Origin of the sequence: Nocardia sp. NPDC058633 (assembly GCF_042717045.1) — a bacterium.
Classification (GTDB): Bacteria; Actinomycetota; Actinomycetes; order Mycobacteriales; family Mycobacteriaceae; genus Nocardia.
Map to the genome: position 1 here is coordinate 96,646 of NZ_JBHXRA010000022.1, position 23,007 is coordinate 119,652.

The following is a 23,007-nucleotide window of genomic DNA, read 5'->3' on the forward strand; positions in this document are numbered from 1 at the left end:
CGCCCGGCCCCAATTCGTATCGGAGTCGAACGATCCCGCAATGATAACGATTCCGCCACGAGTGGCCACTCCAGTGCACACCGGAATCGCGGGCAATGTGGTTGCGACACGTCGGTGGGTATCGGAAATCCCTGCTCGAGCGGGTGCCGCGGGTCGAAACGGCGGCGGCTTACGAATTGATGTCGGCTCGTCAGCGGCGCTGGATCAGCCGCCGCTGTGCATCACATCGGCCGCCGCCGGAACAGTGTCGTCCTCCGGGTCGTCGAGCCAGCCCTCCGGGAGCGCGACCTTGGCCTGCGGCGAGCCCTGCCGCCCGCGCGGACCGAGCGCGTCGGTGGGGAACGGCACTGCCGGGTCGAGCCGACCGACGAGTTCCTCGATCTGGGACAGCTTCGACACGGTGGCGAAGCTGCGACGCAGCTGCGAACCGACCGGGAAACCCATCAGGTACCAGGCCATGTGCTTGCGGATGTCGCGCATGGCCTTGTCCTCCCCGTCGTGCTCGGTGAGCAGGGTGGCGTGGCGCACGAGGATCTCGCCGACGCGGCCCAGATTCGGGCCATCGGGAATCGGTTCGCCGCGCAGGGCGGCGCTGAGTTCGGCGAACAGCCACGGCCGTCCGAGGCAACCGCGGCCGACGACCACACCATCGCAACCGGTCTCGTCCATCATCCGCAGCGCGTCGTCGGCGGTGAAGATATCGCCGTTGCCGAGCACCGGGATGGTGGTGACGGCTTCCTTGAGTCGCGCGATCGCCGACCAGTCGGCCGCGCCCGAGTACAGCTGGGCCGCGGTGCGCGCGTGCAGCGCCACGGCGGCCGCGCCCTCGGCCTCGGCGATCCGGCCGGTGTCGAGGTAGGTGTGGTGGTCGTCGTCGATGCCGATACGGAACTTGAAGGTCACCGGAACACCGGCGGGTTCGGCCGCGGCCACCATCTCGCGGACGATATTGGCGAACAGCCTGCGCTTGTAGGGCAGCGCCGATCCGCCACCGAGCTTGGTCACCTTGCGCACCGGGCAGCCCAGGTTCAGGTCGATGTGATCGGCCCAGCCCTCGCCGACGATGATCCGCACCGCCTCGCCGAGGGTTTTCGGATCCACGCCGTAGAGCTGCATCGAGCGCGGATGCTCGTCGGCGTCGAACGACATCATGTGCAGTGTCTTCTCGTTGCGCTCCACCACCGCGCGCGCGGTGATCATCTCGCACACGTAGATGGAGGTCGCGCTACCGAACTCCCGGCACAACCTGCGGAAGGCACGGTTGGTGATGCCCGCCATCGGCGCGAGCACAACCGGCGGATCGACCGGGTAGGGCCCGATCCGCAGCGCCGTGGGCGCCTGGGGCATCGTGGTAGTCACGCACACCATTGTCTCATCCGGCGAGTGCGCGACCGGGAATACCCTGGTGCCGCTGGTCACACCGGCAGCCGTGCTGCGCGCAGAGCGGGGGACCGGCCAGAGTTACCGGCGCTCGTCGGTGGGGTGGGCGAGGGCGTTGGTCGCGACGTTGGCCACCACCGCGGCCAGCCCCTTGACGACTCCGCGACCGATCAACGCGCCCCACAGCCCGGCCAGTGGTCCGGTGATCTCGACGGCGTGGGTGAGTGTGACGCCGTCGGGGGTGGCGCGCATGGTGTGCGGCAGGCGGAGGGTGGCCAGGGGGAGCGCGATGTCGAAGACCATGCGACGATTCGGCTCCACTTCGGTGAAGGTGAATCGCGAGGCGGGCCCTTTCGCTTTGAGGGTTCCGGTGGCGCCGACCACGACCGGTCCGTCGATGCGTGCCCACCGGCAGTCGGGATCGTCGACGGGCCACGTCTGCGGTGTCGTCCAGCGGTACCAGATGGCCTCCGCCGAGGCCGTTGTCGTCAACGTGTGCGAACCGGTCCAGGTCACTTCGATGCTCCTTCGATGATCTCGCGGGCGGCCCGTTCGCCGGCGCGGACCGCCCCGTCGAGGTAGCCGGGCCACTGGTGTGCGGTTTCGGAGCCCGCCCAATGGATCGGGCCCACCGGCGTGGCGAGGGCACGTCCGTAACTCGTCCACGCGCCGGCCGGGACGGCCGCCGTCGGACCGCCACCGCTGAACGGCTCACGGCCCCACTGCTGTTCGATGTAGTCGATCGGCTCGCGCGCGCGCTCACCGAACAGGGTGGCGAACGCGGAGACCGCGCGCGCCCGCCGCTCGTCGGGTGGAAGGGTCGCGAAGTCGCGGGCGTAGGAACCGCCGATGAAACCCAGGAGCACGCCGGGACCGTCCGGGGTGGGGCTGGTGTCGAAGGTGCCGTAGATCGGCGCGGCATCGGAGACGGCCTGGCCGCTCAGGCCGTCGGCGCGCCAGAACGGCGTCGGATAGGCGACGTAGACCTTGGTGATCACACCCTGCGGCCAGCGCTGCGGAAGGACGTCGTGGGCGAGGGGGAGGGTGGGGGTGAACACGATCCGGCCGCGCAGGGCGGGCGGCACCGCGACGATCACGTTGCGGCAGTGGGTGATCGAGTCGTCGGTGGTCACCTTCGCCCCGTCGGCCGTCCAGTCGATCCGGGTCGCCGCGGCGTTGAGGACGACCCTGCCACCCAGCTCGTCGGCGAGCCTGGTCGAAAGCTGTTGCGCGCCCGCCGGGAAATGGTCCTGCTGCGCGCCGCCCTCGGTGTCGAGCATCGGGTTCAGGCCGCCGCAGGTGTGCAGGTAGTGCGCGACGTGCAGCAGCGAGACCTCGTCGGGTTCACATCCCCACGCGGTCTTGGTGACGACGCCGATCAGATCGCGCGCCCCCGCGCTCGCGTGAATCTTGCGCAGCCAGGAGGCGAGCGTGTGCGAGTCGAGTCGGGCGGCGTCGGGTGCGTCCCAGGGACGGCCGATCGGGACCCTCCGCATGATCTGTTCGAGCAGCAGTCGCGTTCTCTCCACGTCGGCGAGCGTCACCGGGTTCACCCGGGGGATCGTGCCCGCGTATCGACGGATCCGCCCGCGCCAGAAGACGAGGTTGTCGCCCGCGGTGTAGGTGGGGTGCGTCGCGCAGCCGAGCTCGGCGGCGAGAGCCTGCACCCGGTCCTGGCCGGGACCGATGAAGGTGCCGCCGAGATCGACATTGACCCCGGCGACGGTTCCGTTCACGGTGCGTCCGCCGACGCGATCACGTGCCTCGGTGACCAACACCGACAGTCCCGCGGCGGCGAGGTCGCGGGCGGCGGTCAGGCCGGAGAGCCCGGCCCCGACGACGACCACATCCACGTCGTTCATGCGCGGACGGGGGTGGTGGCGGCGAACCGGCGCGCGCTGTCCAGATCGAAGTCGCCGAACTCGCTGCCCAGCCCGCCCGCGACCAGAGCGGCGGCGGCACAGCCGAGGACCGCGGCATCGTGGGTGTTGTCGCCGAGGGCGAGGCCCCGGAGGAATCCGGCGGAGAACGCGTCACCGCAACCGGTGGTGTCGACGACATCGACCGCGAAAGCCGGAATCCGGTCCCGGCCGTCCTTGTCGACGACGAGCACACCGTCGGCGCCCGCGGTCGCGGCGACGGTGCCGACGCCATGCTCGAGCAGGGCGAGGCAGCCGGCCGTGAGGTCGGTCGCGCCGGTGAGCCCGAGAACCTGCTCGTCGTTGGGCAGCAGGTAGTCCAGGTGGGCGAGCGCGGGGGCGATCCATTCGAGCAGCCCGGGATCGCCGGGCGCGAGCAGGTCGGCCGAGGTCACCACCCCGTGATCACGCGCGAACGACAGGATTCTCGCCGCGGCGGCGCCGCCCATGAATTCCGGGCCGCCCAGATGCAGGTGCGTCGCCGAGGCGATGAGGTCCCATGGGGCGTCCTCTGGTCCGTAGGTGGCATTCGCGCCCACCACGTGAAAAGCCGGTCGAGACCCGTCGGGGCGAATCGGCAGCACACTGGCCGACGTCTGCACGGCGGGACGCCGCAGCAGGTTCGCGGTGTCGATTCCCCGCCGTCGCAGCAGTGATTCCAGCAGATCGCCGATCGCGTCGGCGCCGATCGCACCCGCTCCGTGCACCGTGGCGCCCAGCTTGGCGAGTGTCGCCGCGGTGCCGCCCGCGGTGCCCGCGACGGTCATCTCGATCTGTTGGACGAGCGCGCTGCCTTGGCCCGCCGGGATCTCTTCGACCGGGCGGACCAGGGTGTCGAGGACGTAGACGCCCAGAGCGACGATCTTCATGTCAATCCTTGTTCTTCACAGGTTGCGTTGTGTAGTAACGGCGTTCGACGACCGCCTCGACGCAGGCGATCTGTTCGGCTTCGGTGAGAGCACGCGGGGTGCCGATCGCCGCGGCGCGCCAGTAGACGGTGCAGGCCCATTCGAGCGTGAGCGCCAGCTCGACCGCGGCATCCAGATCGTTGGCGTAGGTGATGGCTCCGTGGTTGGCCATCAAGGCCGCGGTGCGGCCGTCGAGCGCGGCGAGCACGTTGTCGGCGAGTTCGCGGGTGCCGAATGTCGCGTAGGGGGCCACTCGCACGCTGCCGCCGAGGGTCAACATCTGGTAGTGCACGCACGGCAGTTCGTCGACCACGCAGCCGACCGCGGTCGCCATCGGCGCGTGCGTGTGCACCACCGCGCCCGCCGAGGTCTTTCGATAGACGCCCAGATGCAGCTCGATCTCCGAGGTGGGCGCGAGTGCGCCGGCGACGACGTTGCCGGCCAGATCCACCACGGTGACCTCGTCCTCGGTCAACCGGCCGAAGGCCGCACCGGTCGCGGTGATCGCGACGAGGTCACCGGTCCGGACACTGATATTGCCCGCTGTGCCGATCACCAGCCCCGCGTCGGCCAGTCGTCGGCACACGGCAGCGATGTGCCTGCGCTCGTCCGGCAGGTCTGTGACATGGGTCATGATCGAAAATGCTATGGTTAATTCGAAACAATCTCAAGTTCGAGTTTTGTGAGGAGTGCGAGTGACCGCCGCATCGCAATCGGTGGACCGGTTGCGCAACCGGCCGCAGCAGGCGCGCAGCCGTGCCCGCCTGGAAAAGGTCCTGGCCGCGGCGGACGACCTGCTCGCCCGCGAGGGCGCCGACGCCATCACCACCACCCGCGTCGCCGCCGAGGCGGGTGTGTCCATCGGGTCGCTGTATCACTACCTGCCCGACCGGGACGCGATCCTGCACGCGCTCGCCCTGCGGTACCTGTCCGGATTCGAAGCCCAGATGCAGCAGTTCGTGCTCCGGGCGAAGGAGCTGCGATGGGACGATCTGGTGGGCACGGTGCTCGACGGGTACGCCGCCGCCTACCGCGAGCAACCCGGTTTCCGCGCGCTGTGGTTCGGGCGTCACCTCAGCGAGCGGACCTGGGAAGCCGACCGGGCGCACAAACAGGCGATGAGCGCCGGTCTGCACCAACTGCTGCTCGCGTTCGGGGTCCCCGACGACAACATGCTTCCGGCGCGGTGCCGAGCCGCGCACCTGGCCGCCGACGCACTGGTCCAGGAAGCCTTCCGCACCGATCCGAACGGTGACGACGCGTTGCTCGGCGAGTGCAAGGTCATGCTCGCGCACTACCTGGAGGTCGCTCGCCGCGGACAATCGCGCGGCGAGTGACCTCTACAGCGGTGTGATTCATCTCGCTCGCACCCGGTGCGCGTATTCGTGCGTGGCCACAACAACCGCACCCGGTACCAGCCTGCTGTGGCACGAGCCACGCAACAGTGCTGCCTGAGCGGCGGATTCATGCCGTGGCATCCGGCGAGTCGAGCCCCGAAGCCGTGGTCACGGCGGGTCGGCGGGCGCCCGGGCACGGTGAGCAACACCACCGCATCCCCCCTGCGGTGATCGATGATCCGGCCTCACCTCAGTAGCCTGTGACTGCTGGCATCGTCGCCTCCGGCGGTGCGCTGTCCCCACGTAATCGGAGAAACACCCATGGCCGAAGGCGCCACCGATCTGACGAAAACCCCCGCCACTCCCGACAAGGGCACCGTCGCCGTGCGCGTGTCCTCACTGGTCGGCGGCGCCGTGATCGCCGTGCTCGCGATCATCGCGATCGTGCTCGGCGTGCTGCTCGGCTCGGCCCGCTCGGAGATCTCCGACATGAAGGATCAGGCCGCCGACAACGCGAAGGCCGAGCAGATCGCCCTCGACTACTCCGTCGGTTCGGCGACCCTGAACTACCAGGACGTCGATGCCTGGGTCGCCAAGCTCAAGGCCAACACCTCGCCTGAGCTGTCGAGCAAGTTCGACGCCACGGGCGCCAAGCTCGAACAGATCATCATCCCGCTGAAGTGGACCTCCTCGGCGACCCCGATCACCGCCAAGGTGCTCTCGCGCGAGGGCGAGGTCTACAAGGTCGCCGCCTTCGTCGACGTGAGCACCACCAACGCGCAGAACCCGGACGGGCTGCGCAACACGGTCACCTACAACATCACCGTCGACGCGGGCAAGGACTGGAAGATCACCGACGTCGGCAATGCCGACGGCGCCCTCCCGATCAAGTAACTGCACGAGCCGCATCGCCCGAGCGGGCCCGGACGCGGCAGACGGGTGTCGACACAAAAAAGCGCTGCGTCCCTTGCGATCAAGGGACGCAGCGCTTTCTCGAAACCTAGACCGCGGCCATTTCGCGCTTCTTGGCCTCGCGGGCGAGCATCCGGTCGCGCTGCTCCTCGAACTTCAGCACGTCCTCGCTCAGCTTCTCCAGGAAACCCGCCAGCCGCTCACGGGTGGCCTCGCCACGGGCGGTGAAGTCGGTGCGATCGAAGACGTTCCACTTCTTGAGCACCGGCTGCACGACCTCTTCGAGGTGCTGGCGCAGGTCGTAGATGCCGTGCTTGGCCATCAGCACGCCGTTGCGACGGAAGTTCGGCATGCCGGCACCGGGCATCTGGAAGTTCTCGACGATCAGCGAGATCGCCTCGATGGTCTGGTCGGGGCTCAGGTCCATCGCCGCACCACAGAGGTTGCGGTAGAAGATCATGTGCAGGTTCTCGTCGGCGGCGACGCGCTGCAGCATGCGGTCGGCGATCGGGTCGTCGCACACCTTGCCGGTGTTGCGGTGGCTCACCCGGGTGGCCAGTTCCTGGAAGGTCACGTAGGCGACCGAGTGCAGGAAGCCGGCGTCGACCTCGGTGGGGGAGGCGAAACCGTTGGTCATGTGGATCATGCGCGCCTCTTCGAGGGCGACCGGATCCACGCCGCGGGTGACAACGAGGTAATCGCGCATCACGATGCCGTGCCGGTTCTCCTCGGCGGTCCAGCGACCGACCCAGGTGCCCCAGGCGCCGTCCTGGGAGAAGTTCTCGGCGATCTCGCGGTGGTAGGACGGGAGATTGTCCTCGGTGAGCAGGTTGGTGATCATGGCCGCCTTGGCGACCTCGCTGAGCTTGGACTGCTCAGGATCCCAGTCGATGCCGCCCATGGCGGCGAAGTTACGGCCCTCGTCCCACGGGACGTAGTCGTGCGGATGCCATTCTTTGGCCAGCGACATGTGCCGGTTGACGTTTTCCTCGGCAACCGGCTCCAACTCCGTGAGCAGTTCGAGTTGAGTCAGATCCCTTGCCATGTAAAAACCCTTCGCTGTCGTGCTTGCGGTCGAACGTCGCGATGCGGCCATACCTTACGGCACCGTAGGTGTGATGCGAAACGCAACAGAGCGGTTTTCCGACGATGTTGAGCAACGCCACAACTCGTCGGTAGATCCGATGGTTCTGCTGACGAGTCTAGGCGTTCGGCCCGCAGCATAGGGACTATCGCTGCGGGCCTCGCGACGTTAACTACCGGTAGATGAACATCTCAGCGCTTCCCGCCGAGCAGGCCGCCGAGCACGCTGCCCAGGGCACCACCCGCGTTCTTCGACAGGGCGTCGCCGATCACGCCGCCGAGCCCGCCGCTGTTGCTGCTGCCGCCGAGCAGACCGCCCAGCAGGTCGCCGAGAACCCCGCCGGAGGCCTGGGTCTGCTGGGGTGCCGGGGCAGGCGCCCCGCCGCCGGTGAGCTGTTTGGCGAGGTAGGCGAGCACGATCGGGGCCAGAATCGGCAGCAGCTTGGCGATCAGGTCGTTGCCGCCGGTCCCGCCACCCGCGCCGCCTGCGCCGAGCGCGCTGATGACGGTGTTCTTCTCGTCGCCGAAGACGTTGTCGACGATCTTCTCGCCGTCGCCGACATCCACCTGCCGCAGGTCGACGGCGCCCTCGCCCTCGACGAGTCCGCCGTGGTTGTCGAGCGCGCCGAGCAGTGAGGCCGCGCCCTGCGGCTGTGCGGCGTTGACCTGGAGTCCGCCGAGCAGCGTCGGCAGTGCGGCCTGCACGGCCGTGGTCGCGGTCGCCTGGTCGACGCCGAGTTGGTCGGCGATCTGGGCGATGGGTACTTGGGAGAGCAAGTCGTCGAAGGAAGTCATCGGCTCCGCCTGAGGTTGTGGGTGCCCGGTAGCCCGGGTCGCGCCCAGGGTAGGCGAAACCTCCGCCTCGGCTGCGGCCGTTCGCGACAGAACAGCGCCGCGCCTCGATGTCCAGCAGGGGAATCGGTGAGCGAGATCGGCGGCGTCCGCACCGGGCGCGTCGCCACGTGACGATGGTCACGGTGGTGGTTCGTGGTGCCCCCTGTAGGACTCGAACCTACGACCTAGTGATTAAAAGTCACCAGCTCTACCAACTGAGCTAAAGGGGCGCGCAGCGGAGTCTAGCGGACGCCGGGCCGAAGGGCCGAACCGTGGTCCTCGGTCGAGTCGTGGGCGGCTGATCGCCGCTGGTGACGGCCGGTAACGCCGCGGGCCGTCGCGACGATTCGGTGGTAAACACCTGGTGCCCAGTGTGGTTCGCGCTACCGGTTGCGCATGTTCATCGAATACTGTTGTATCGCAACAGCTTTCGACGAGCAGGGGTGCAGCAGCGATGGAGTGGTCCAAGGCGGGCGCCGGTCTCGCGACCGTTCGGCGAATTTCGGCGGTGCCGGTGCGGGGTTCAACCGGGCTGCGCGCCTGTGGAATTCGTACCCGGAGTAACCGTCCCGGTAGCGCCCCGTTTGCTGATGTGGATAACCGAAGCGGATGTTCGAACAGGTACTCCAATCGCCGCGTGTCGACTCGGAAATGCGGGTACGGTGATCGCCTGGTGAATTTCGAAACAATCACCGGTGCCGCGTTTTCCGTGACTCCGGTGCAGGGTGCGGCGTTTCGGAATTCATCGACGGATTGCAGGCCGGGGTGATCGCGATGGGTGCGCGAACTCCCGGCAAAGGGGTAGTCGTTGCCGCGGGAGGAGGCGGTTCTCACAGGTGGCGCGGCCGCTGTGCGAGGCGCCGCGAGTTTTTCATACCGAAAGTTTGAATTAAAACCACAATTCGCACCAACGGTCTGTATTAGATCGGCGGCGTCGAGAAGGTTCGGAGGCGTTTCGAGCATGGCACGGCAGCAAGAGCGGGCGCGCCGGACACGCGCGGCGATAATCAAGTCCGCGGCCGTCGAGTTCGGGAAGAGTGGCTATGCCGCGGCATCGCTCAACCGCATTCTGGAAGGTTCGCGCGCCACCAAGGGCGCGATGTACTTCCACTTCGACTCCAAAGAAGACCTCGCCCGCGCGGTGCTCGAGACCGCGGTGGAGCACTACCGAGCCTGCGCGGAGCGCTGGCTCGCGCGCGCCGACCTCGGTCCGCTCGACGTGCTGCACGGCATGGTCGACGAGATCGCCCTGCGGCTGGAGCACGACACCATCGTGCAAGCCGAGTACCGCTTGGTGATCGAACCCGACTTCCATCGCGACACCGGCAACGGCGGCGGGCGCATCGTCGGCCGCGCCACCCGCGTGCTCGCGGTCCGCGCCATCGACGACGGCCAGTTGCGCCCCGACGCCGACCCCGACCGCTTCACGCGCACCCTGTCCGCGGCGCTGGCCGGCCAGCGCTATCTGGTCGACCCGATCGCCAACGGCTCCGCCGCCGACCTGCGCGCCCGCTTCGCCGAGGTGCTGGAGGTTATCGTGGAGGCGATGGCGACCCCGCTGTGGATCCAGAACTTCCGCACCGAGGGCTGGCGCGAACAGGCACGCCTGGATGACCTCGGTTTGGGCGCCTGACCAGGCGATTTGGAACTCTGCGCACACCTGTCATAAGCTATGCGAGCTCCCAACGGAAACGTTGAAGCCGCCCCGGAGAGATTCGGAACGAGCCCCCTTCGTCTAGCGGCCTAGGACGCCGCCCTTTCAAGGCGGTAGCGCGGGTTCGAATCCCGTAGGGGGTACAGTCTTCGGACTGTGTCTAGTAGTACTGCAGGTATGCATGGCCCTGTAGCGCAGTTGGTTAGCGCGCCGCCCTGTCACGGCGGAGGTCGCGGGTTCGAGTCCCGTCAGGGTCGCACGTAGTACCAGAGCAATCCGGTACTTCCGGCCAGGTAGCTCAGTTGGTACGAGCGACCGCCTGAAAAGCGGTAGGTCGCCGGTTCGATCCCGGCTCTGGCCACCTTCGATCCCCTCACCGAAGTTCGCGGTGAGGGGATTTTTTCGTTGACCCCCCGGTGAACCCGGTCAGCTCCTGGTCGGCATCCGCAACGCGTTGGCCCACAGGCGCGACAGGGTGTGGACAACTTCTTCCATCGGTACCGGCTTGCCGTCGAGCTGCCCGTCGCCGATGACGAAGTAGTTGAAGGCCATGCGGCTGACCATGCCCGAGAGCGCGCGCGAGGTGAGCACCGGATCGAGATCGGGGTCGGCCAGGCCGCGTCGCTGTAGGTCGGCGATGCCGCGGGCGTTGCGGGCGATGAAGGCGTCACCACGGTTCTGGCGCAGCTTGCTGAATTCGGGGTCGATATGGGCGACCTGCTCGAGCAGGCCCATCAGCTTCGCGTTGCGCTTGTAGGCCTCGAAGTAGGCCAGGTTGGCGGCCTCGATGATGGAGGCCGGGTTGTCTTCACCCGTCACATGCGGCATACCGGGATGCATCATGTCTTCCTGGGCGTGCTCGAGAATCGCGGCGAAGATCTCCTCTTTGCTCGCGAAGTAGGTGTAGAAAGTGCCCGACGAGCAGCTGGCTTCCTGGGTGATGTCGATCAGCCGGGTATCGAGGTACCCCATCCGCTCGAACACCTTTCGGCCTGCCGCGATCAGTGAGTCCCGGGTCCGCAGGCCTCGCTGGGTGGTGGGCAGGTCGCGCAACAGCGAGGTGCGTGCCATCGAGGGCAGCGCGCCCTCGCTGTCGGTGTTCGCGGCTTGTTCCATGGTTGTAGTTATATACCGGCGTTCACGGGTGGAACACGACGCGGCCGACGGTATCGCCGTCGCCGAGGCGGCCGAGTCCCGCGGGGACGTCGGCGAACGAGAGCCGCTCGCTGATCAGTGGTTTCACCAGCCCGGCCGCGGCGAGCTCGGTCAGCTCGGCGTGGCAGTCGTGGATCGCCTGCTGGTTGTACTGCTTGTAGAGCCCCCAGTGCAGACCGATGATCGAATAGTTCTTGATCAGCGCGTGATTGAGCGCGGGCTGGGGGATGGTGCCGCCGGCGAAGCCGATCACCAGGATGCGGCCTTCGAAGGCGATGCACTTGGTGGACTTGGTGTAGGCGTCGCCGCCGACCGGGTCGTAGACCACATCGGCGCCGCGCCCGTCGGTGAACTCCTTGACGAGCGGCACGAAATCCTCGGTGTGCCGATCGATCACGAGGTCGGCGCCGAGCTCGCGGCAGTAGTCGGCCTTCGCCTGCCCGCCGACGACGCCGATCACCCGTGCGCCCGCCGCCTTGCCCAGTTGCACGGCGGTACTGCCGACGCCGCCCGCCGCGGCGTGCACGAGCAGCGTCTCGCCCGCGCGCAGCCGAGTCCGGCGATGCAGTGCGAACCAGCTCGTCTGGTAGCCGATCACCAGTGCGGACGCCTCGGCGTCGTCGAGGGAAGCCGGTGCGGGAAAAGCGCTGTCGGCGTCGAGCACGGCCAACTCGGCGAAGCCGCCACCGGGCAGGTTCGCGGTGCCGACGATCCGGTCGCCGACGGCGAACCGGTCGACACCCGCACCGACCGCCAGCACTTCACCGCACAGTTCGACGCCCGGGGTGAACGGCAGCGACGGCTTTATCTGATACTGCCCACGGCACAGCAGCACATCGGGGAAGTTGGCGGGCGCGGCGAGAACTCGCACCAGCACCTGCCCCGGACCGGCTACGGGGTCGTCGACTTCGGTGAAACGCAGCACATCTCGTGGTTCGCCGAGTTCGGCTACCTGCCAGGCTTTCATCGTGTTCAGTCCTCCTGTTGCCGAGTAGGTCACAGACCCACGGTTGCCGTGCTGCGGAAAGGCGCCACGTCGCCCAGTCGCTGACCGCCGTCGATCACCATGGTCTCGCCGGTGATCCAGCTCGCCGCGTCGGAGACCAGGAACGCCACCGCGGCGGCGACGTCGTCGGGCTCGCCGATCCGGTTCAGCGCGGTCGTGGCTGTGAGTGCCTGCTCGTGCTCCTGCCAGAGCGCCTCGGCCAGTTTGGTGCGCACCACGCCCGGGGCGACCGCGTTCACGCGCACCTTCGGCGACAGTTCCAGCGCCAACTGCTTGGTCAGGTGGATCAGCGCGGCTTTGGACGCGTTGTACAGCCCGATGTTCGGCTCGAGGGTCAGTCCGCCGATGGAGGTGGTGTTGACGACAGCGCCGCCGTGTTCGCCCATCCACGCGCGGGTGACCAGCGATGTCCACAGCACCGGAGCCCACAGGTTCACGTCGAAGATCTTGGCGAAGCGAGCGTGATCCTGGTCGATGGTCGGCCCGTACGCGGGGTTGGTGCCCGCGTTGTTGACCAGGATGTCGACACTGCCGAACCGGTCCACGGTGAGCTCGACACAGCGCCGCGCGGCCTCTTCGTCCACCACGTGCGCACCGACGCCGATCGCGGTGCCGTCCACCTGGGCGGCGGCCGCGTCAGCGGCTTGCTGTGTGCGTGCGGTCAAGACGACGTTCGCGCCCGCCGCGGCGAGTGCCTGGGCGATCGCCAGCCCGATCCCGCGTGAGGCGCCGGTGACGATGGCGGTGCGGCCGGTCAGATCCAGTCCGGTCATATCAGTTGCTCTCCTTGTATTTGCGCAGTTCCTGACGTGCGATGGCACGCTTGTGTACTTCGTCGGGGCCGTCGGCCAGGCGGAGGGTGCGCAGATGCGCCCAGGCGGCAGCGAGTGGGAAGTCGTCGGTGACGCCACCCGCGCCGTGCACCTGGATGGCCCGGTCGACGATCTTCAGTGCGATGTTCGGCGCGGCCACCTTGATGGCGGCGATCTCGGTGCGCGCGGCCTTGTTGCCGACGGTGTCCATCAGATGCGCGGCCTTGAGCGTGAGCAGTCGGATCATCTCGATGTCGATGCGCGCCTCGGCGATCCAGTCCTGGATATTGGCGTTGTCGGACACCGGCTTACCGAAGGTGACCCGCGCCTGTGCGCGCTTGCACATCAGTTCCAGCGCGCGTTCGGCCGTGCCGATGCTGCGCATGCAGTGGTGGATGCGGCCGGGTCCGAGCCGGGCCTGGCTGATCGCGAAACCCTCACCCTCACCTTTGAGCACGTCGGCGACGGGCACCCGCACGTCGGCGAAGTCGATCTCGGCGTGGCCCTCACGGTCGTGGTAGCCGAACACCGGCAGCCCGCGCACGATCGTGACGCCCGGAGCGTCGATCGGGACCACCATCATCGACTGCTGGCGGTGCGGCGCCGCGGTGGGATCGGTCTTGCCCATCACGATCATCACGCGACAGTTCTTGTGCAAGGCGTTGGTGGCGAACCACTTTCGGCCGTTGAGTATGTAGTGGTCGCCCTCGCGCACCATCGACAGTTCGATGTTGGTGGCATCGGAGCTGGCCACGGCGGGCTCGGTCATCGCGAAGGCCGAGGCCATGGTGCCGTCGAGCAGCGGCTTCAGGTACTTCTCCTTGTGCTCGGCGGTACCGAACAGTTCGAGGACTTCCATGTTGCCGGTGTCGGGGGCGTTGCAGTTGCAGGCCTCGGAGGCGAGGTGGCTGCGGCCCATGATCTCGGCCAGCGGCGCGTATTCGAGGTTGGTCAGGCCCGGTCCGTGTCCTGGGTGCGGGTGGAACAGGTTCCACAGTCCGCGCCTTTTGGCTTCGGCTTTGAGTTCTTCCAGGATCGGTGGCTGGAAGTGGGGGTCGTCGGATTCGCGCATCTGCGTGGCGTAGACGGACTCGGCCGGGTAGACATGCGCGTCCATGAAGTCGAGCAGGCCTTCGGAGTACTTCTTCGCGCGGTCGCTCAGATCGAACAGTGACATGACGTGCTCTCTCGCTCAGTGGGTTTGCGCCAGTAGCGACGACTGGTAGCGGCGCATGCCGCGCAGCCATCGGTCGTAATCGGCGCCTTTGTTGCGGTACATGTCGAGCACCTGGGGATGCGGCAGGATCAGGAATTGCTCGGCGTCGACGGCGGTGAGCACGATGTCGGCCACGTCGGCGGGTTCGAGGACCTCGCCCGCCGAGACGACGGCACGCGTCGCGGTGGCGCCGAGTCGCGCGCCCGAATCCCGGCCCGAGTAGAGCAGTTTCGTGTTGACGCCCATCGGGCACAGGCAACTGACGCGGACACCCTGGTCGCCGTAGGTGACACTGAGCCACTCGGCGAACCCGACCGCGGCGTGCTTGCTCACCGAGTAGGTGGCCGAACCGATCTGGGTGAGCATCCCCGCGGCGGACGCGGTGCCGATGAAATAGCCCGTACCGCGTTCGACCCACTGCGGCACCAGCAGTCGCGCGGCGCGGATGTGGGCGCGCAGGTTCACCTCGAGCGAGCGGTCCCAGTCGTCCTCGGTGGCGTCGAGCCCGGGGGCGCCGCCGATACCCGCGTTGGCGAAGTACAGGTCGACCGGCCCGAACTCGCGCTCGGCCAGCGCGATCACGGTCTGGATCGCCGCGGTGTCGGCGGCGTCGGCGCCGATACCGACGGTGGCGCCGGCGTGCTCGGCGTTGATCTGCTCCGACACCGCCAGCGCGGCGGGCTCGTCGAGGTCGGAGACCACCACCTTCGCGCCCGCCGCGGCGAGTGCGGCGGCGAGTGCGGCGCCGATGCCCGCGCCGGCTCCGGTCACGATGGCCACCTTTTCGGCAACTCTCACGAGAAATCCTTTCGCTCGGGCCATGTCGAGCCCGAGCAGCGTTCGATTCGGATGGGTCGGTCAGTACAGCTGGGTTCCTGGCACCGCCTCCGGGTCGTCACGGACCGCCGGGGTGTTGGTCTCGCGCAGTTTCCACGCGCTGAACACGGTGATCAGTCCCATCGCCATCAGGAACAGCGAGACCCCCGTGGTGGAACCGGTTTCGGCGATGATCGCGGTCATGATGAACGGGGTGCCGCCGCTGATGGTGATCGCGGCCAGCTGGTAGGCCAGCGAGGCGCCCGAGTACCGCACTCGCGGGGCGAACAGCTCACTCATGAAGGCGGCGATCGGGCCGTAGGTGAGCGACTGCATGACCGCGCCGACCGACACCGCCACGAAAACGGCGAGCACACTGGCGGTGTTGATCAGTCCGAAGAACGGGAACGCCCACAGCGCCATGCCCGCGCCGCCGATCAGGATCAGCGGTCGCCTGCCGATCCGGTCCGACAGCGCGCCCGCCCACAGGATCACCCCGGTGAGCAGGGCTGAGGAGACCAACGAGATGGCAAGCAGCGCATTGCGATTCATGCCGAGTTCGGTGGTGCCGTAGCTGAGCAGGCCGGCGATGCTCACGTAGAACAGGGAATTGGTGCCCGCCAGCAGGCCGCAGCCGAGCAGGATGGTGCGCCAGTGCTGGGTGACCGCCTCGGCCAGCGGCGCCTGGGCGACGGCGGGTGCCTTGTTCTTCTTCGCGGTCTCGGCCTGCAACGCGCGGAATTCGGGGGAGTCCTCGACCTTGGTGTGGATGTAGAGCACCACCGGGAACAGCAGCGCGCTGGCCAGGAACGGCACGCGCCAGCCCCAGCTGAGGAAGGCGTCGGTCGACAGTGCCGCGGTGGCGGCCAGGAACACCAGGTTGCCCATGATCAAGCCGAGGGGCACGCCCATCTGCCCGAAGGTGCCCGCGAACCCGCGCTTCTTGGGATCCGCCGATTCGGTGAGCAGCAGCACGATGCCGCCCCACTGGCCGCCGCAGGCGATGCCCTGCACGAAGCGCAGCGTCACCAGCAGCACGGGGGCGAGCATCCCGATCGAGCCGGTGCTCGGCAGGCAACCGATCGCGAAGGTGGCCACGCCCATGGCCAGCAGGCAGACCACGACCACGGGCTTGCGGCCGTACCGGTCGCCGAAGTGCCCGGCGAGCAGGCCGCCGATCGGGCGGGCCAGGAACCCCGCCCAGAAGGTGCTGAACGAGAGCAGGGTGCCCATCAGCGCCGAGGCGTCGGGGAAGAATACGTGCGGGAACACCAGCGCGGCGGCGGTGCCGTAGAGGAAGAAGTCGTACCACTCGATCGAGCTGCCGACCAGGCCCGCGGCGAGCAGCTTGCGGTGCGCGCGCTGGGTGGCGGCCGACGACGGTGCTGTGTCGGGCAGGGGCGGCGGCGTGTCGATGTCTGTCCGCTGGCCGGGTTCGATCATCGGTGACTCCTCAGTGAATCCGCTGGGTTGAACCTATTGGAACTTGACGTCAACTTCAAGTAAGTGAGCGCTCGCTTAGTGTGATTCAGCGGGAATGTAATGTCAATCACATGCACAGCGAAGGGGGATCAGGTGGCCGAGCTGCTCGATGACGACCCGCTGGCCGACCCGGCCGTCGGGTTGGGCGACACCGCACAGCGGCTACTCGACGCCGCGGTGGTGCTGTTCTCCGACAAGGGTTTCGAGGCCACCCGCACCCGAGACATCACCGCCGCGGCGGGACTGAGCCCGGCGGCGATGTATGTGCACTTCGCGTCGAAGGAGGATCTGCTCTTCCGCTTGGTCGAGCACGCGGTCGGCAAGGCCCTCGCCATCGTCGAGGCAGCGGTCGCTCCCTACGACGAGCCGGTGGACCGGATCCGCGCGTTGGTCACCGCGTTCAGCGTCCTGCACGCGCGCAGCTACCGGCGAGCCCGGATCGCCCAGTACGAGAGCAGGCATCTCGCCCCCGAGCATCACGACATCGTCGCCGCGATCCGGCGCCGCATCCGGCAGGCCGCGGTCGCGGAGGTGCGGGCGGGGATCGAGCGCGGGGTGTTCACCGTCGCCGATCCCCGCGTCGCCGTGCTGGCGATGATGTCGCTGGGCATCGACATCTGCCGGTGGTACCGGCCAGGCGGGGAGTTCACCCCGGAGGAACTCGGCGACATCAACGCCGACCTGGTGCTCAGGATCGTGCGCGCGCCCGGCTATTGACGAGGGTGGCGATCCAGGTGCGGGTGTCGGCGGGGTCGATCACGTCGTCGAGTTCGAAACCCGTGGCCGCGGTGAGCGCCTTGCCCTGCTGGTAGGCCAGTGTGAGCAACTGCTGGAACAGCGTCTCGCGCTCCTGCGGATCCGCGACGGCGGCGAGCTCTTTGCTGAAGCCGAGGCGGACGGCGCCCTCCAACCCCATCGGGCCGATCTCACCAGTGGGCCAGGCGACGGTGAAGCGCGGTGCGCGGAAGTGGCCCGCCGCCATCGCCATCGCGCCGAGACCGTAGCCCTTGCGCAGGATGATCGTGCCGAACGGGATGCTCAGTTGCGCGCCGAGCACGAACAACGCGCTGAACCGGCGCACCGTCGCGGTCTTCTCGGCCTCGGGGCCGACCATGAAACCCGGTGTGTCGCACAGGGAGACGATCGGCAGCCCGAACGATTGGCACAGTGCGAGGAACTCGGCCATCTTGTCGGCGGCCTCGGCGTCGATGGCGCCGCCCAGATGGTGGCTGCTGTTGGCGATCAAGCCGAACGGTTCGCCGTGCACCCGCACCAACGCGGTGACGACACCGACCCCGTAGTCCGCGCGCAGCTCCAGCGCCGAGCCGACGTCGACGATCGCCTCGATGGCGCGATGGATGTCGTAGGCGCGCAACCGGTTCTCCGGCACCACATGACGAGCCAGGCGGGGGTCGGGTGCCTCGAAGTCGTCGACCGGGCCCTGGAAATAGCCGAGGTACTGCTTGGCCAGCGCCACCGCGTGTGCCTCGTCGCGGGCGACGAGGTCGACGACACCGTTGCGGCGCTGCACGTCGATCGGGCCGATGTCCTCCGGACGACAGGCGCCGAGCCCGCCGCCTTCGATCATGGCCGGACCGCCCATGCCGATATTGGCGTCCGGCGTCGCGATGATCACGTCGCAGACGCCGGCCAGAGCGGCATTGCCGGCGAAGCAGCGGCCCGAGACGATCGTCACCAGCGGGACCTTGCCGCGCAGGGCACCGAGCGCGCGGAAGGTCGTCACGTCCAGGCCCATGCCGGTCACATCGGTATCGCCGGGCCTGCCACCGCCGCCCTCGGCGAACAGGACTACCGGCACCCGCTTGCGGTCGGCCAGTTCGAAGGCGCGATCGGTCTTGGCGTGGTTGTTCTTGCCCTGCGTGCCCGCCAGCACGGTGTAGTCGTAGGAGATCACCACCGCCTCGGCACGGTCGAACCGGTCGGCGCCGATGGTCGCCAAGCCGGTGACCAGGCCGTCGGCGGGAGTGTTGGCGATCAGGTCCGCTTCGGCGCGCCTGCTGCGTTGCGCGGCGAACGCGAGCGCGCCGTATTCGACGAAGCTGCCCTCGTCGACCAGGTCGGCGATGTTCTCCCTGGCGGTGCGTCGACCGAGGTCGTGCCGCTTCGCCACCGCCGCCGGGCGGGCTTCGTCGAGCGTCACCCGATGCCTGGCGCGGATCTCGTCGACATCGGCGCGGGCCCGGTCGGGATCCTGATCGGTGCGCGTGCCGCCGGCCTCGTCCGCACCGGTGCGGGTGATGACGACCAACGGGTCCCCCGGCGCGACGACCTGTCCGGGGTGGACCAGCACCCGGATGGTCCTGGCGGCGTCGGGCGCGGTGAGCACATGCTGCATCTTCATCGCCTCGAGCACCGCCACTCGAGCACCCGCGGCGACATCGACGCCCTCGTCCGTCACTTCGACCACCGTGCCCGCGAGTTGCGCGCGCACGGCTTCCTGGCCCGGATACAGCTCGACCGCGGTGAGGGCGACCTCGGGCCGACCGGACTGTGCCGCCGCGACGAGGTCGGCCAGTCGCTCGGTGAGGAAGCCGGTGGTGGCGACGCCGGACTGGAAGGTGCTGTCGGCGAGGATCTCCCGCAGGAACGAGATGTTGGTATCGATGCCGGTGACGGTGAACTCGGCCAGCGCTGTCGCGGCTTTGCGCGCGGCGGCGGGGAAGGACTGCCCGCGGGTGCGGGTGATCACCTTGGCCAGCAACGAGTCGTAGCGCGGGCTCGGGGTGAGCCCGGCGCGGCCGAAGGTATCGACGCGCACGCCGGGCCCCGTCGGTGGCGCGAAGGCGGTCAACGTGCCCGCGGTCGGCACCGCCGAACCGTCGGCTGTCATCGTCTCCATGTTCACCCTGGCCTGGATCGCGATGCCGTCGGCGGTGGCGGGATCGCCGGTCGATTCCTGGGCGTCGGCGACGATTCCGTTCGGCAACCGCAGGTCGGCGAAGCTCGCGCCCCGGGCGATCGCGAGCTGCACGGCGACCAGGTCGACACCGGTCACCTCCTCGGTCACGGTGTGCTCCACCTGGATTCGCGGATTGACCTCGAGGAACACGAATCCGGTGTCGGAGACCAGGAATTCGACCGTTGCCAGTCCGCGGTAACCGACCCGGGCGCACAGTCGTGCCGCCGCCGCGTGCAGTGTCGCGCGCAGAGTGTCCGACAGTCCCTGCGCCGGAGCTATTTCGATCAGTTTCTGATGCCTGCGCTGCACACTGCAATCGCGATCGCCCAGGGCCAGTGCCGTGCCGCCCGTGGCGACGACCTGCACTTCGATGTGGCGGGCATCCTCGAACAGCAGCTCGGCGAAGACCGCGGGATCGCCGAATCCGAGCTGCGCCTCCGCGGCGCACTGCCGGTACGCGTCGTCGATCTGCGTGGCGCTGCGCACCACACGCATGCCACGGCCGCCGCCACCGGCCAGCGCTTTGATCATGATCGGCCCTGGGTGCGTGCCGAAGAACGAGTGGACCTGCTCGGCGGTGGTCGGTCCGGTGGTCGCGGGCAGCACGGGTACGCCCGCGGCCACGGCGGTCGCGCGGGCCGAGGATTTGTCACCGAACAGGTCGAGGACGCCGGGATCGGGGCCGACGAACGTGACACCCTCGGCCGCGCAAGCGCGGGCGAATTCAGCGTTCTCGCTGAGGAATCCGTAGCCGGGATGCAAGTATTCGGCGCCGGATTCCTTGGCGGCGCCCAAGATCGCGGCGTGGTCGAGATAGGGCGCGGCACCGCTGCCCGCCAGCCCGATGGCCTCGCTCGCCGCGTGCACGTGGGGGTTGTCGGCATCGTCGGCGGCGTAGACCGCCACGGTGTCGAGGTCGAGCTCGGTGGCGGTGCGGATGATGCGCAGGGCGATCTCACCGCGGTTGGCGATCAGCAGCTTCACTGGATGTCCTCGGATTCGGTGGCGGTGACGCGCTCGGTCATGGTGAGCATCGCCCGTACGGTCCTGCGACGCGTCGAGATCTCGATCCATCGATTCGGTCGGATATTCCACCGTGCGCGGGAGCCGTGCTCTCGCTGGTGGTCACCGTCCCGAGTGTTATTGACGTTGACGTCAGTGTCAATGCACGTCGCACTGCCTGACCTGTTCGGTTACGGAATCGGGGGTTCACCGGGTAACATCGCTCTCCGATGTAGACAAGCAAGGCCCTGTAGCGCAGTTGGTTAGCGCGCCGCCCTGTCACGGCGGAGGTCGCGGGTTCGAGTCCCGTCAGGGTCGCCACCCGAAAGTCCCCCACACCATCACCGGTGCGGGGGACTTTCGTCTTCGCGGACGAGCCGTCAGAGGCGATGGTCGATGCTGGTGATGCGGTGGCGGCCGGGGGCCACCTCGGTGGTGCGCATGACCTGGTCGATCTTCTCGGTGGTGGCATCGCCCGGCCATTTCTGGTGGATGGTGACGTTCCAGAGATAGGGGTCGGCGGCGTCGGCCTTGGTGATGTGGACGCAGTATTTGACGTCGAGGGGCAGCGAGCCGATGCCGGCGGCCAAGGCGGACGCGTCGCCGACGTGGGCGTCGTCGGTGACGAAGGAGCGGGCCTTGGCGGCGTCACGGTCGACGTAGTAGCTGTATTCGAAGCCGAGGATGGCGCCCTCGGGGCTGGCGGTGTCACCGCGTTCGGCGCTGATGGTGATCGAGGGGGTGCGGAAGGATTCGCAGCCCGACAGGGCGTGGGCGGGCAGGGGAGGCACCGGCGTGGACGACGTTGCCCGCGTGCCCGACACGGCGGCCTGTGCGGTGGTGGTCGGTTTGTCGGCCGGGCCGAGGAAGATGGTGGCGGCCACACCGAGAACGACGACGAAGACGACGGCACCGACAATGCCCTTGATCGCGGCCGCGGCCTTCACCCGGCCACCGCTGTCGTCGTAGCGTTCGTCGTCGAAGTTCCGGCGTGGGCGCCGCGCGATCTGGCCGCCACCGCCGAAGTCCTTGAGTCGCGGCAACACCGGTATCTCGACATGGTCACCGCTCTGTTCGCTGGCTGTGGTGGTGGCCCAGTCGTTCCAGTCGACATCGTCACCGCGCTGTGTCCGGACCGGCACGTCGCTGTCGTTCCAGTCGTTCCAGTCGCCGGTGAACCCGTCGTCGTCGGCGGGATCGCGATACACCGGTTCGACGGGGGCAGGCTGGAACGGGTCGTCGACGAACGGCTCCGGGTCCGGCGGCGGCCAGATCTCGGGGTTCGTGCCGATCGTCTGCGGCTCGGCCTCGCGCCGCCGCCTGCGCCGCCGTTTGCCCTGCGGACGACGACGGCCTGGGGGCGCGGCGTCCGGCGACGCGAAGTAGGCACCGAACGGATTGTCCACGGCGGTGTCCTACGCCGGCGCCGGGACGACTCCCGGTTGACCGTGTTTGGGTGCGGCGGAGGGCTTTTCGGTCTCCTGATCCTGCTGCGGCCGACTGCCGGGCGGCACCACCCCGCCCTGCATCGGCTGCTGGGCGGGCGCGGGTGCGCTCGGTGCCTGTTGGGGCTGTTCGGGTTTCGGCGTCTGATCGGACTGGAACGGTGCCGACGGCGCGGGGGCCTGCGGCTTCGGTGCGACGCCACTGTCGTTGTTCGCCCCCGCGCCGGTGTTGGTGCTGCCGCCCGGGCTGGTGCCGCCGCCGGGACTGGTGCCGCCGCCCAGTCCGCCGAACAGGGTGCCCGAGTTCGCGCCGGTGCCACCACCGTTGGTCGACGGTGTGGTGGGGGTGGTGCCCGCGGGCGCGGTCGCCGCCCCCTCGGTTCCGGTGGCGTTCGCGGCGAGGGTGTCGATTCCGGTCGTCGCCAGCTCCGCGCCCTTGTCGATGCCGTGCATGGCGACTTCGGCGATCTTGTCGATCAGGTGCGTACCGAAGGAGACACCGGCATCGATCGCGGCGGTCCCCAGTGACACCCCACCGTCGATCAAGGCCTCTTGCAACGCGATCTGGGCCGCGGTCGCCGGATCGAGGTTCTCGTCGTCGTCCCAGGACGAGTTGTCGCTCCACGACGACGTATCGGACCCGCCGGTGCCGAGGACATAGACCCCCGGCGCCACCTCCGTGGCGCCCGCGGGCACGGTTACCCCGTTGGTGCCGCCGAGATCACTGGTGAGGCCCTTGGTGTCTCGGGTGTGCTGGTCCATCTCGGTGCTGGCATTACCCACCACCCCGACCGCTTCCGAAATGGCCTCTTCGGCGAGCTCGACGATGGCGTCCAGGTTGTTGCCGTTCACCGCGGGCGCGGCCTTCTTCGCCTTGGCCCGGAAGTCGGCGATGATCGCGTCGACCTTGGCGGCCGCGGTCGACTGGGTCGAATGCGCCTGCCCGAGCAGGGAACTCAATCGGGTTCCGCGATCGGCCGCGGCCGAGACCTCGGTCGCGGTCTGGCGCAGCGCGGGTGTGGCCGGCGCCGCGGTCTCGGTGGACTCGAGCGCGTACAGCCCGAGCCGATGCGGGTCCTCGGTGGCCGTCGTCGCGGCGGACGCCGAGGTCAGCGCGGCGACCACC

General features: G+C 68.4%; 20 protein-coding genes and 5 tRNA genes. 8 read left to right on the forward strand and 17 right to left on the reverse strand.

The window, feature by feature from the left end; genetic code table 11:
- Positions 1-204 precede the first annotated feature (204 nt).
- The 5 genes from dusB to ACFWUR_RS26100 all read right to left on the reverse strand — a co-directional run bounded on the left by dusB (position 205) and on the right by ACFWUR_RS26100 (position 4,841).
- A complete protein-coding gene (gene dusB / locus ACFWUR_RS26080) occupies positions 205-1,326 on the reverse strand; it encodes a tRNA dihydrouridine synthase DusB (RefSeq protein WP_378910307.1) in 1,122 nt (373 codons plus the stop codon).
- A 135-nt stretch (positions 1,327-1,461) separates the two neighbouring features.
- Complete coding sequence (locus ACFWUR_RS26085; protein WP_378910266.1) at positions 1,462-1,896, reverse strand: SRPBCC family protein; 435 nt, start codon at positions 1,894-1,896, stop codon at positions 1,462-1,464.
- Entirely contained in the window at positions 1,893-3,242 is a 1,350-nt protein-coding gene (locus ACFWUR_RS26090; protein ID WP_378910267.1) for a flavin monoamine oxidase family protein, read from the reverse strand. The genes ACFWUR_RS26085 and ACFWUR_RS26090 overlap by 4 nt, the downstream gene beginning before the upstream one ends.
- Positions 3,239-4,168: a carbohydrate kinase family protein gene (locus ACFWUR_RS26095; protein WP_378910269.1), complete on the reverse strand. Its 930-nt coding sequence runs from the start codon at positions 4,166-4,168 to the stop codon at positions 3,239-3,241. Before ACFWUR_RS26095 ends, ACFWUR_RS26090 begins: the two co-directional genes overlap by 4 nt.
- A 1-nt stretch (position 4,169) precedes the next feature.
- Entirely contained in the window at positions 4,170-4,841 is a 672-nt protein-coding gene (locus ACFWUR_RS26100; RefSeq protein WP_378910271.1) for a class II aldolase/adducin family protein, read from the reverse strand.
- A gap of 61 nt (positions 4,842-4,902) precedes the next feature.
- Here ACFWUR_RS26100 and ACFWUR_RS26105 point away from each other — a divergent pair, with 61 nt between their 5' ends.
- Complete coding sequence (locus tag ACFWUR_RS26105) at positions 4,903-5,544, forward strand: TetR/AcrR family transcriptional regulator (RefSeq protein ID WP_378910273.1); 642 nt, start codon at positions 4,903-4,905, stop codon at positions 5,542-5,544.
- A gap of 321 nt (positions 5,545-5,865) precedes the next feature.
- Positions 5,866-6,438, forward strand: coding sequence for a hypothetical protein (locus ACFWUR_RS26110; RefSeq protein WP_378910274.1), 573 nt, complete (start codon positions 5,866-5,868; stop codon positions 6,436-6,438).
- Between the two features lie 106 nt (positions 6,439-6,544).
- Here ACFWUR_RS26110 and ACFWUR_RS26115 read toward each other — a convergent pair whose 3' ends face one another.
- The 3 genes from ACFWUR_RS26115 to ACFWUR_RS26125 form a co-directional block, all read right to left on the reverse strand.
- Positions 6,545-7,501 carry an acyl-ACP desaturase gene (locus tag ACFWUR_RS26115; protein WP_378910276.1) on the reverse strand — a complete coding sequence of 319 codons (957 nt, stop codon included), beginning with the start codon at positions 7,499-7,501 and terminating at the stop codon, positions 6,545-6,547.
- 230 nt (positions 7,502-7,731) lie between these two features.
- Positions 7,732-8,334 (reverse strand): DUF937 domain-containing protein, encoded by a 603-nt coding sequence (locus tag ACFWUR_RS26120; protein WP_378910277.1) that lies wholly within the window; start codon positions 8,332-8,334, stop codon positions 7,732-7,734.
- Between the two features lie 193 nt (positions 8,335-8,527).
- Positions 8,528-8,603: transfer RNA gene (locus ACFWUR_RS26125), tRNA-Lys, on the reverse strand.
- A gap of 731 nt (positions 8,604-9,334) precedes the next feature.
- On the opposite strand from ACFWUR_RS26125, the gene ACFWUR_RS26130 reads away from it, so the two are divergent.
- The 4 genes from ACFWUR_RS26130 to ACFWUR_RS26145 all read left to right on the forward strand — a co-directional run bounded on the left by ACFWUR_RS26130 (position 9,335) and on the right by ACFWUR_RS26145 (position 10,388).
- A complete protein-coding gene (locus tag ACFWUR_RS26130) occupies positions 9,335-10,006 on the forward strand; it encodes a TetR family transcriptional regulator (RefSeq protein WP_378910279.1) in 672 nt (223 codons plus the stop codon).
- Positions 10,007-10,097: 91 nt separating this feature from the next.
- Positions 10,098-10,170 (forward strand) — tRNA-Glu (locus ACFWUR_RS26135).
- 40 nt (positions 10,171-10,210) lie between these two features.
- Positions 10,211-10,284 (forward strand) — tRNA-Asp (locus ACFWUR_RS26140).
- Between the two features lie 30 nt (positions 10,285-10,314).
- Positions 10,315-10,388, forward strand: a tRNA-Phe gene (locus ACFWUR_RS26145).
- 65 nt (positions 10,389-10,453) lie between these two features.
- Here the strand turns inward: ACFWUR_RS26145 and ACFWUR_RS26150 are convergent.
- Genes ACFWUR_RS26150 through ACFWUR_RS26175 form a run of 6 tightly spaced genes read right to left on the reverse strand, consistent with a single transcriptional unit; the run spans position 10,454 to position 16,475 of the window.
- Complete coding sequence (locus tag ACFWUR_RS26150; protein WP_378910280.1) at positions 10,454-11,143, reverse strand: TetR/AcrR family transcriptional regulator; 690 nt, start codon at positions 11,141-11,143, stop codon at positions 10,454-10,456.
- A gap of 22 nt (positions 11,144-11,165) precedes the next feature.
- Entirely contained in the window at positions 11,166-12,149 is a 984-nt protein-coding gene (locus tag ACFWUR_RS26155) for an NADPH:quinone oxidoreductase family protein (RefSeq protein ID WP_378910282.1), read from the reverse strand.
- A gap of 29 nt (positions 12,150-12,178) precedes the next feature.
- Positions 12,179-12,961 (reverse strand): SDR family oxidoreductase, encoded by a 783-nt coding sequence (locus ACFWUR_RS26160; RefSeq protein WP_378910284.1) that lies wholly within the window; start codon positions 12,959-12,961, stop codon positions 12,179-12,181.
- A gap of 1 nt (position 12,962) precedes the next feature.
- Positions 12,963-14,177 (reverse strand): acyl-CoA dehydrogenase family protein, encoded by a 1,215-nt coding sequence (locus tag ACFWUR_RS26165; RefSeq protein ID WP_378910285.1) that lies wholly within the window; start codon positions 14,175-14,177, stop codon positions 12,963-12,965.
- A 15-nt stretch (positions 14,178-14,192) separates the two neighbouring features.
- Positions 14,193-15,014, reverse strand: coding sequence for an SDR family oxidoreductase (locus tag ACFWUR_RS26170; RefSeq protein ID WP_378910287.1), 822 nt, complete (start codon positions 15,012-15,014; stop codon positions 14,193-14,195).
- 60 nt (positions 15,015-15,074) lie between these two features.
- Complete coding sequence (locus ACFWUR_RS26175) at positions 15,075-16,475, reverse strand: MFS transporter (RefSeq protein WP_378910288.1); 1,401 nt, start codon at positions 16,473-16,475, stop codon at positions 15,075-15,077.
- Between the two features lie 132 nt (positions 16,476-16,607).
- Between ACFWUR_RS26175 and ACFWUR_RS26180 the strand changes: the two genes are divergently transcribed.
- Complete coding sequence (locus ACFWUR_RS26180; protein ID WP_378910289.1) at positions 16,608-17,231, forward strand: TetR/AcrR family transcriptional regulator; 624 nt, start codon at positions 16,608-16,610, stop codon at positions 17,229-17,231.
- On the opposite strand, the gene ACFWUR_RS26185 is transcribed toward ACFWUR_RS26180, so the two are convergent.
- Positions 17,203-20,418 (reverse strand): carboxyl transferase domain-containing protein, encoded by a 3,216-nt coding sequence (locus ACFWUR_RS26185; RefSeq protein ID WP_378910291.1) that lies wholly within the window; start codon positions 20,416-20,418, stop codon positions 17,203-17,205. The two genes, ACFWUR_RS26180 and ACFWUR_RS26185, sit on opposite strands and share 29 nt — an antisense overlap.
- A 262-nt stretch (positions 20,419-20,680) precedes the next feature.
- Between ACFWUR_RS26185 and ACFWUR_RS26190 the strand changes: the two genes are divergently transcribed.
- Positions 20,681-20,757, forward strand: a tRNA-Asp gene (locus ACFWUR_RS26190).
- Between the two features lie 59 nt (positions 20,758-20,816).
- Here the strand turns inward: ACFWUR_RS26190 and ACFWUR_RS26195 are convergent.
- Together ACFWUR_RS26195 and ACFWUR_RS26200 are read right to left on the reverse strand one after the other, a co-directional pair.
- Positions 20,817-21,842, reverse strand: a complete 1,026-nt coding sequence (locus ACFWUR_RS26195; RefSeq protein ID WP_378910292.1) for a hypothetical protein — start codon at positions 21,840-21,842, stop codon at positions 20,817-20,819.
- Between the two features lie 9 nt (positions 21,843-21,851).
- Positions 21,852-23,007 (reverse strand): hypothetical protein (locus ACFWUR_RS26200; protein ID WP_378910294.1); only part of this gene is annotated, 1,156 nt, incomplete at its 5' end.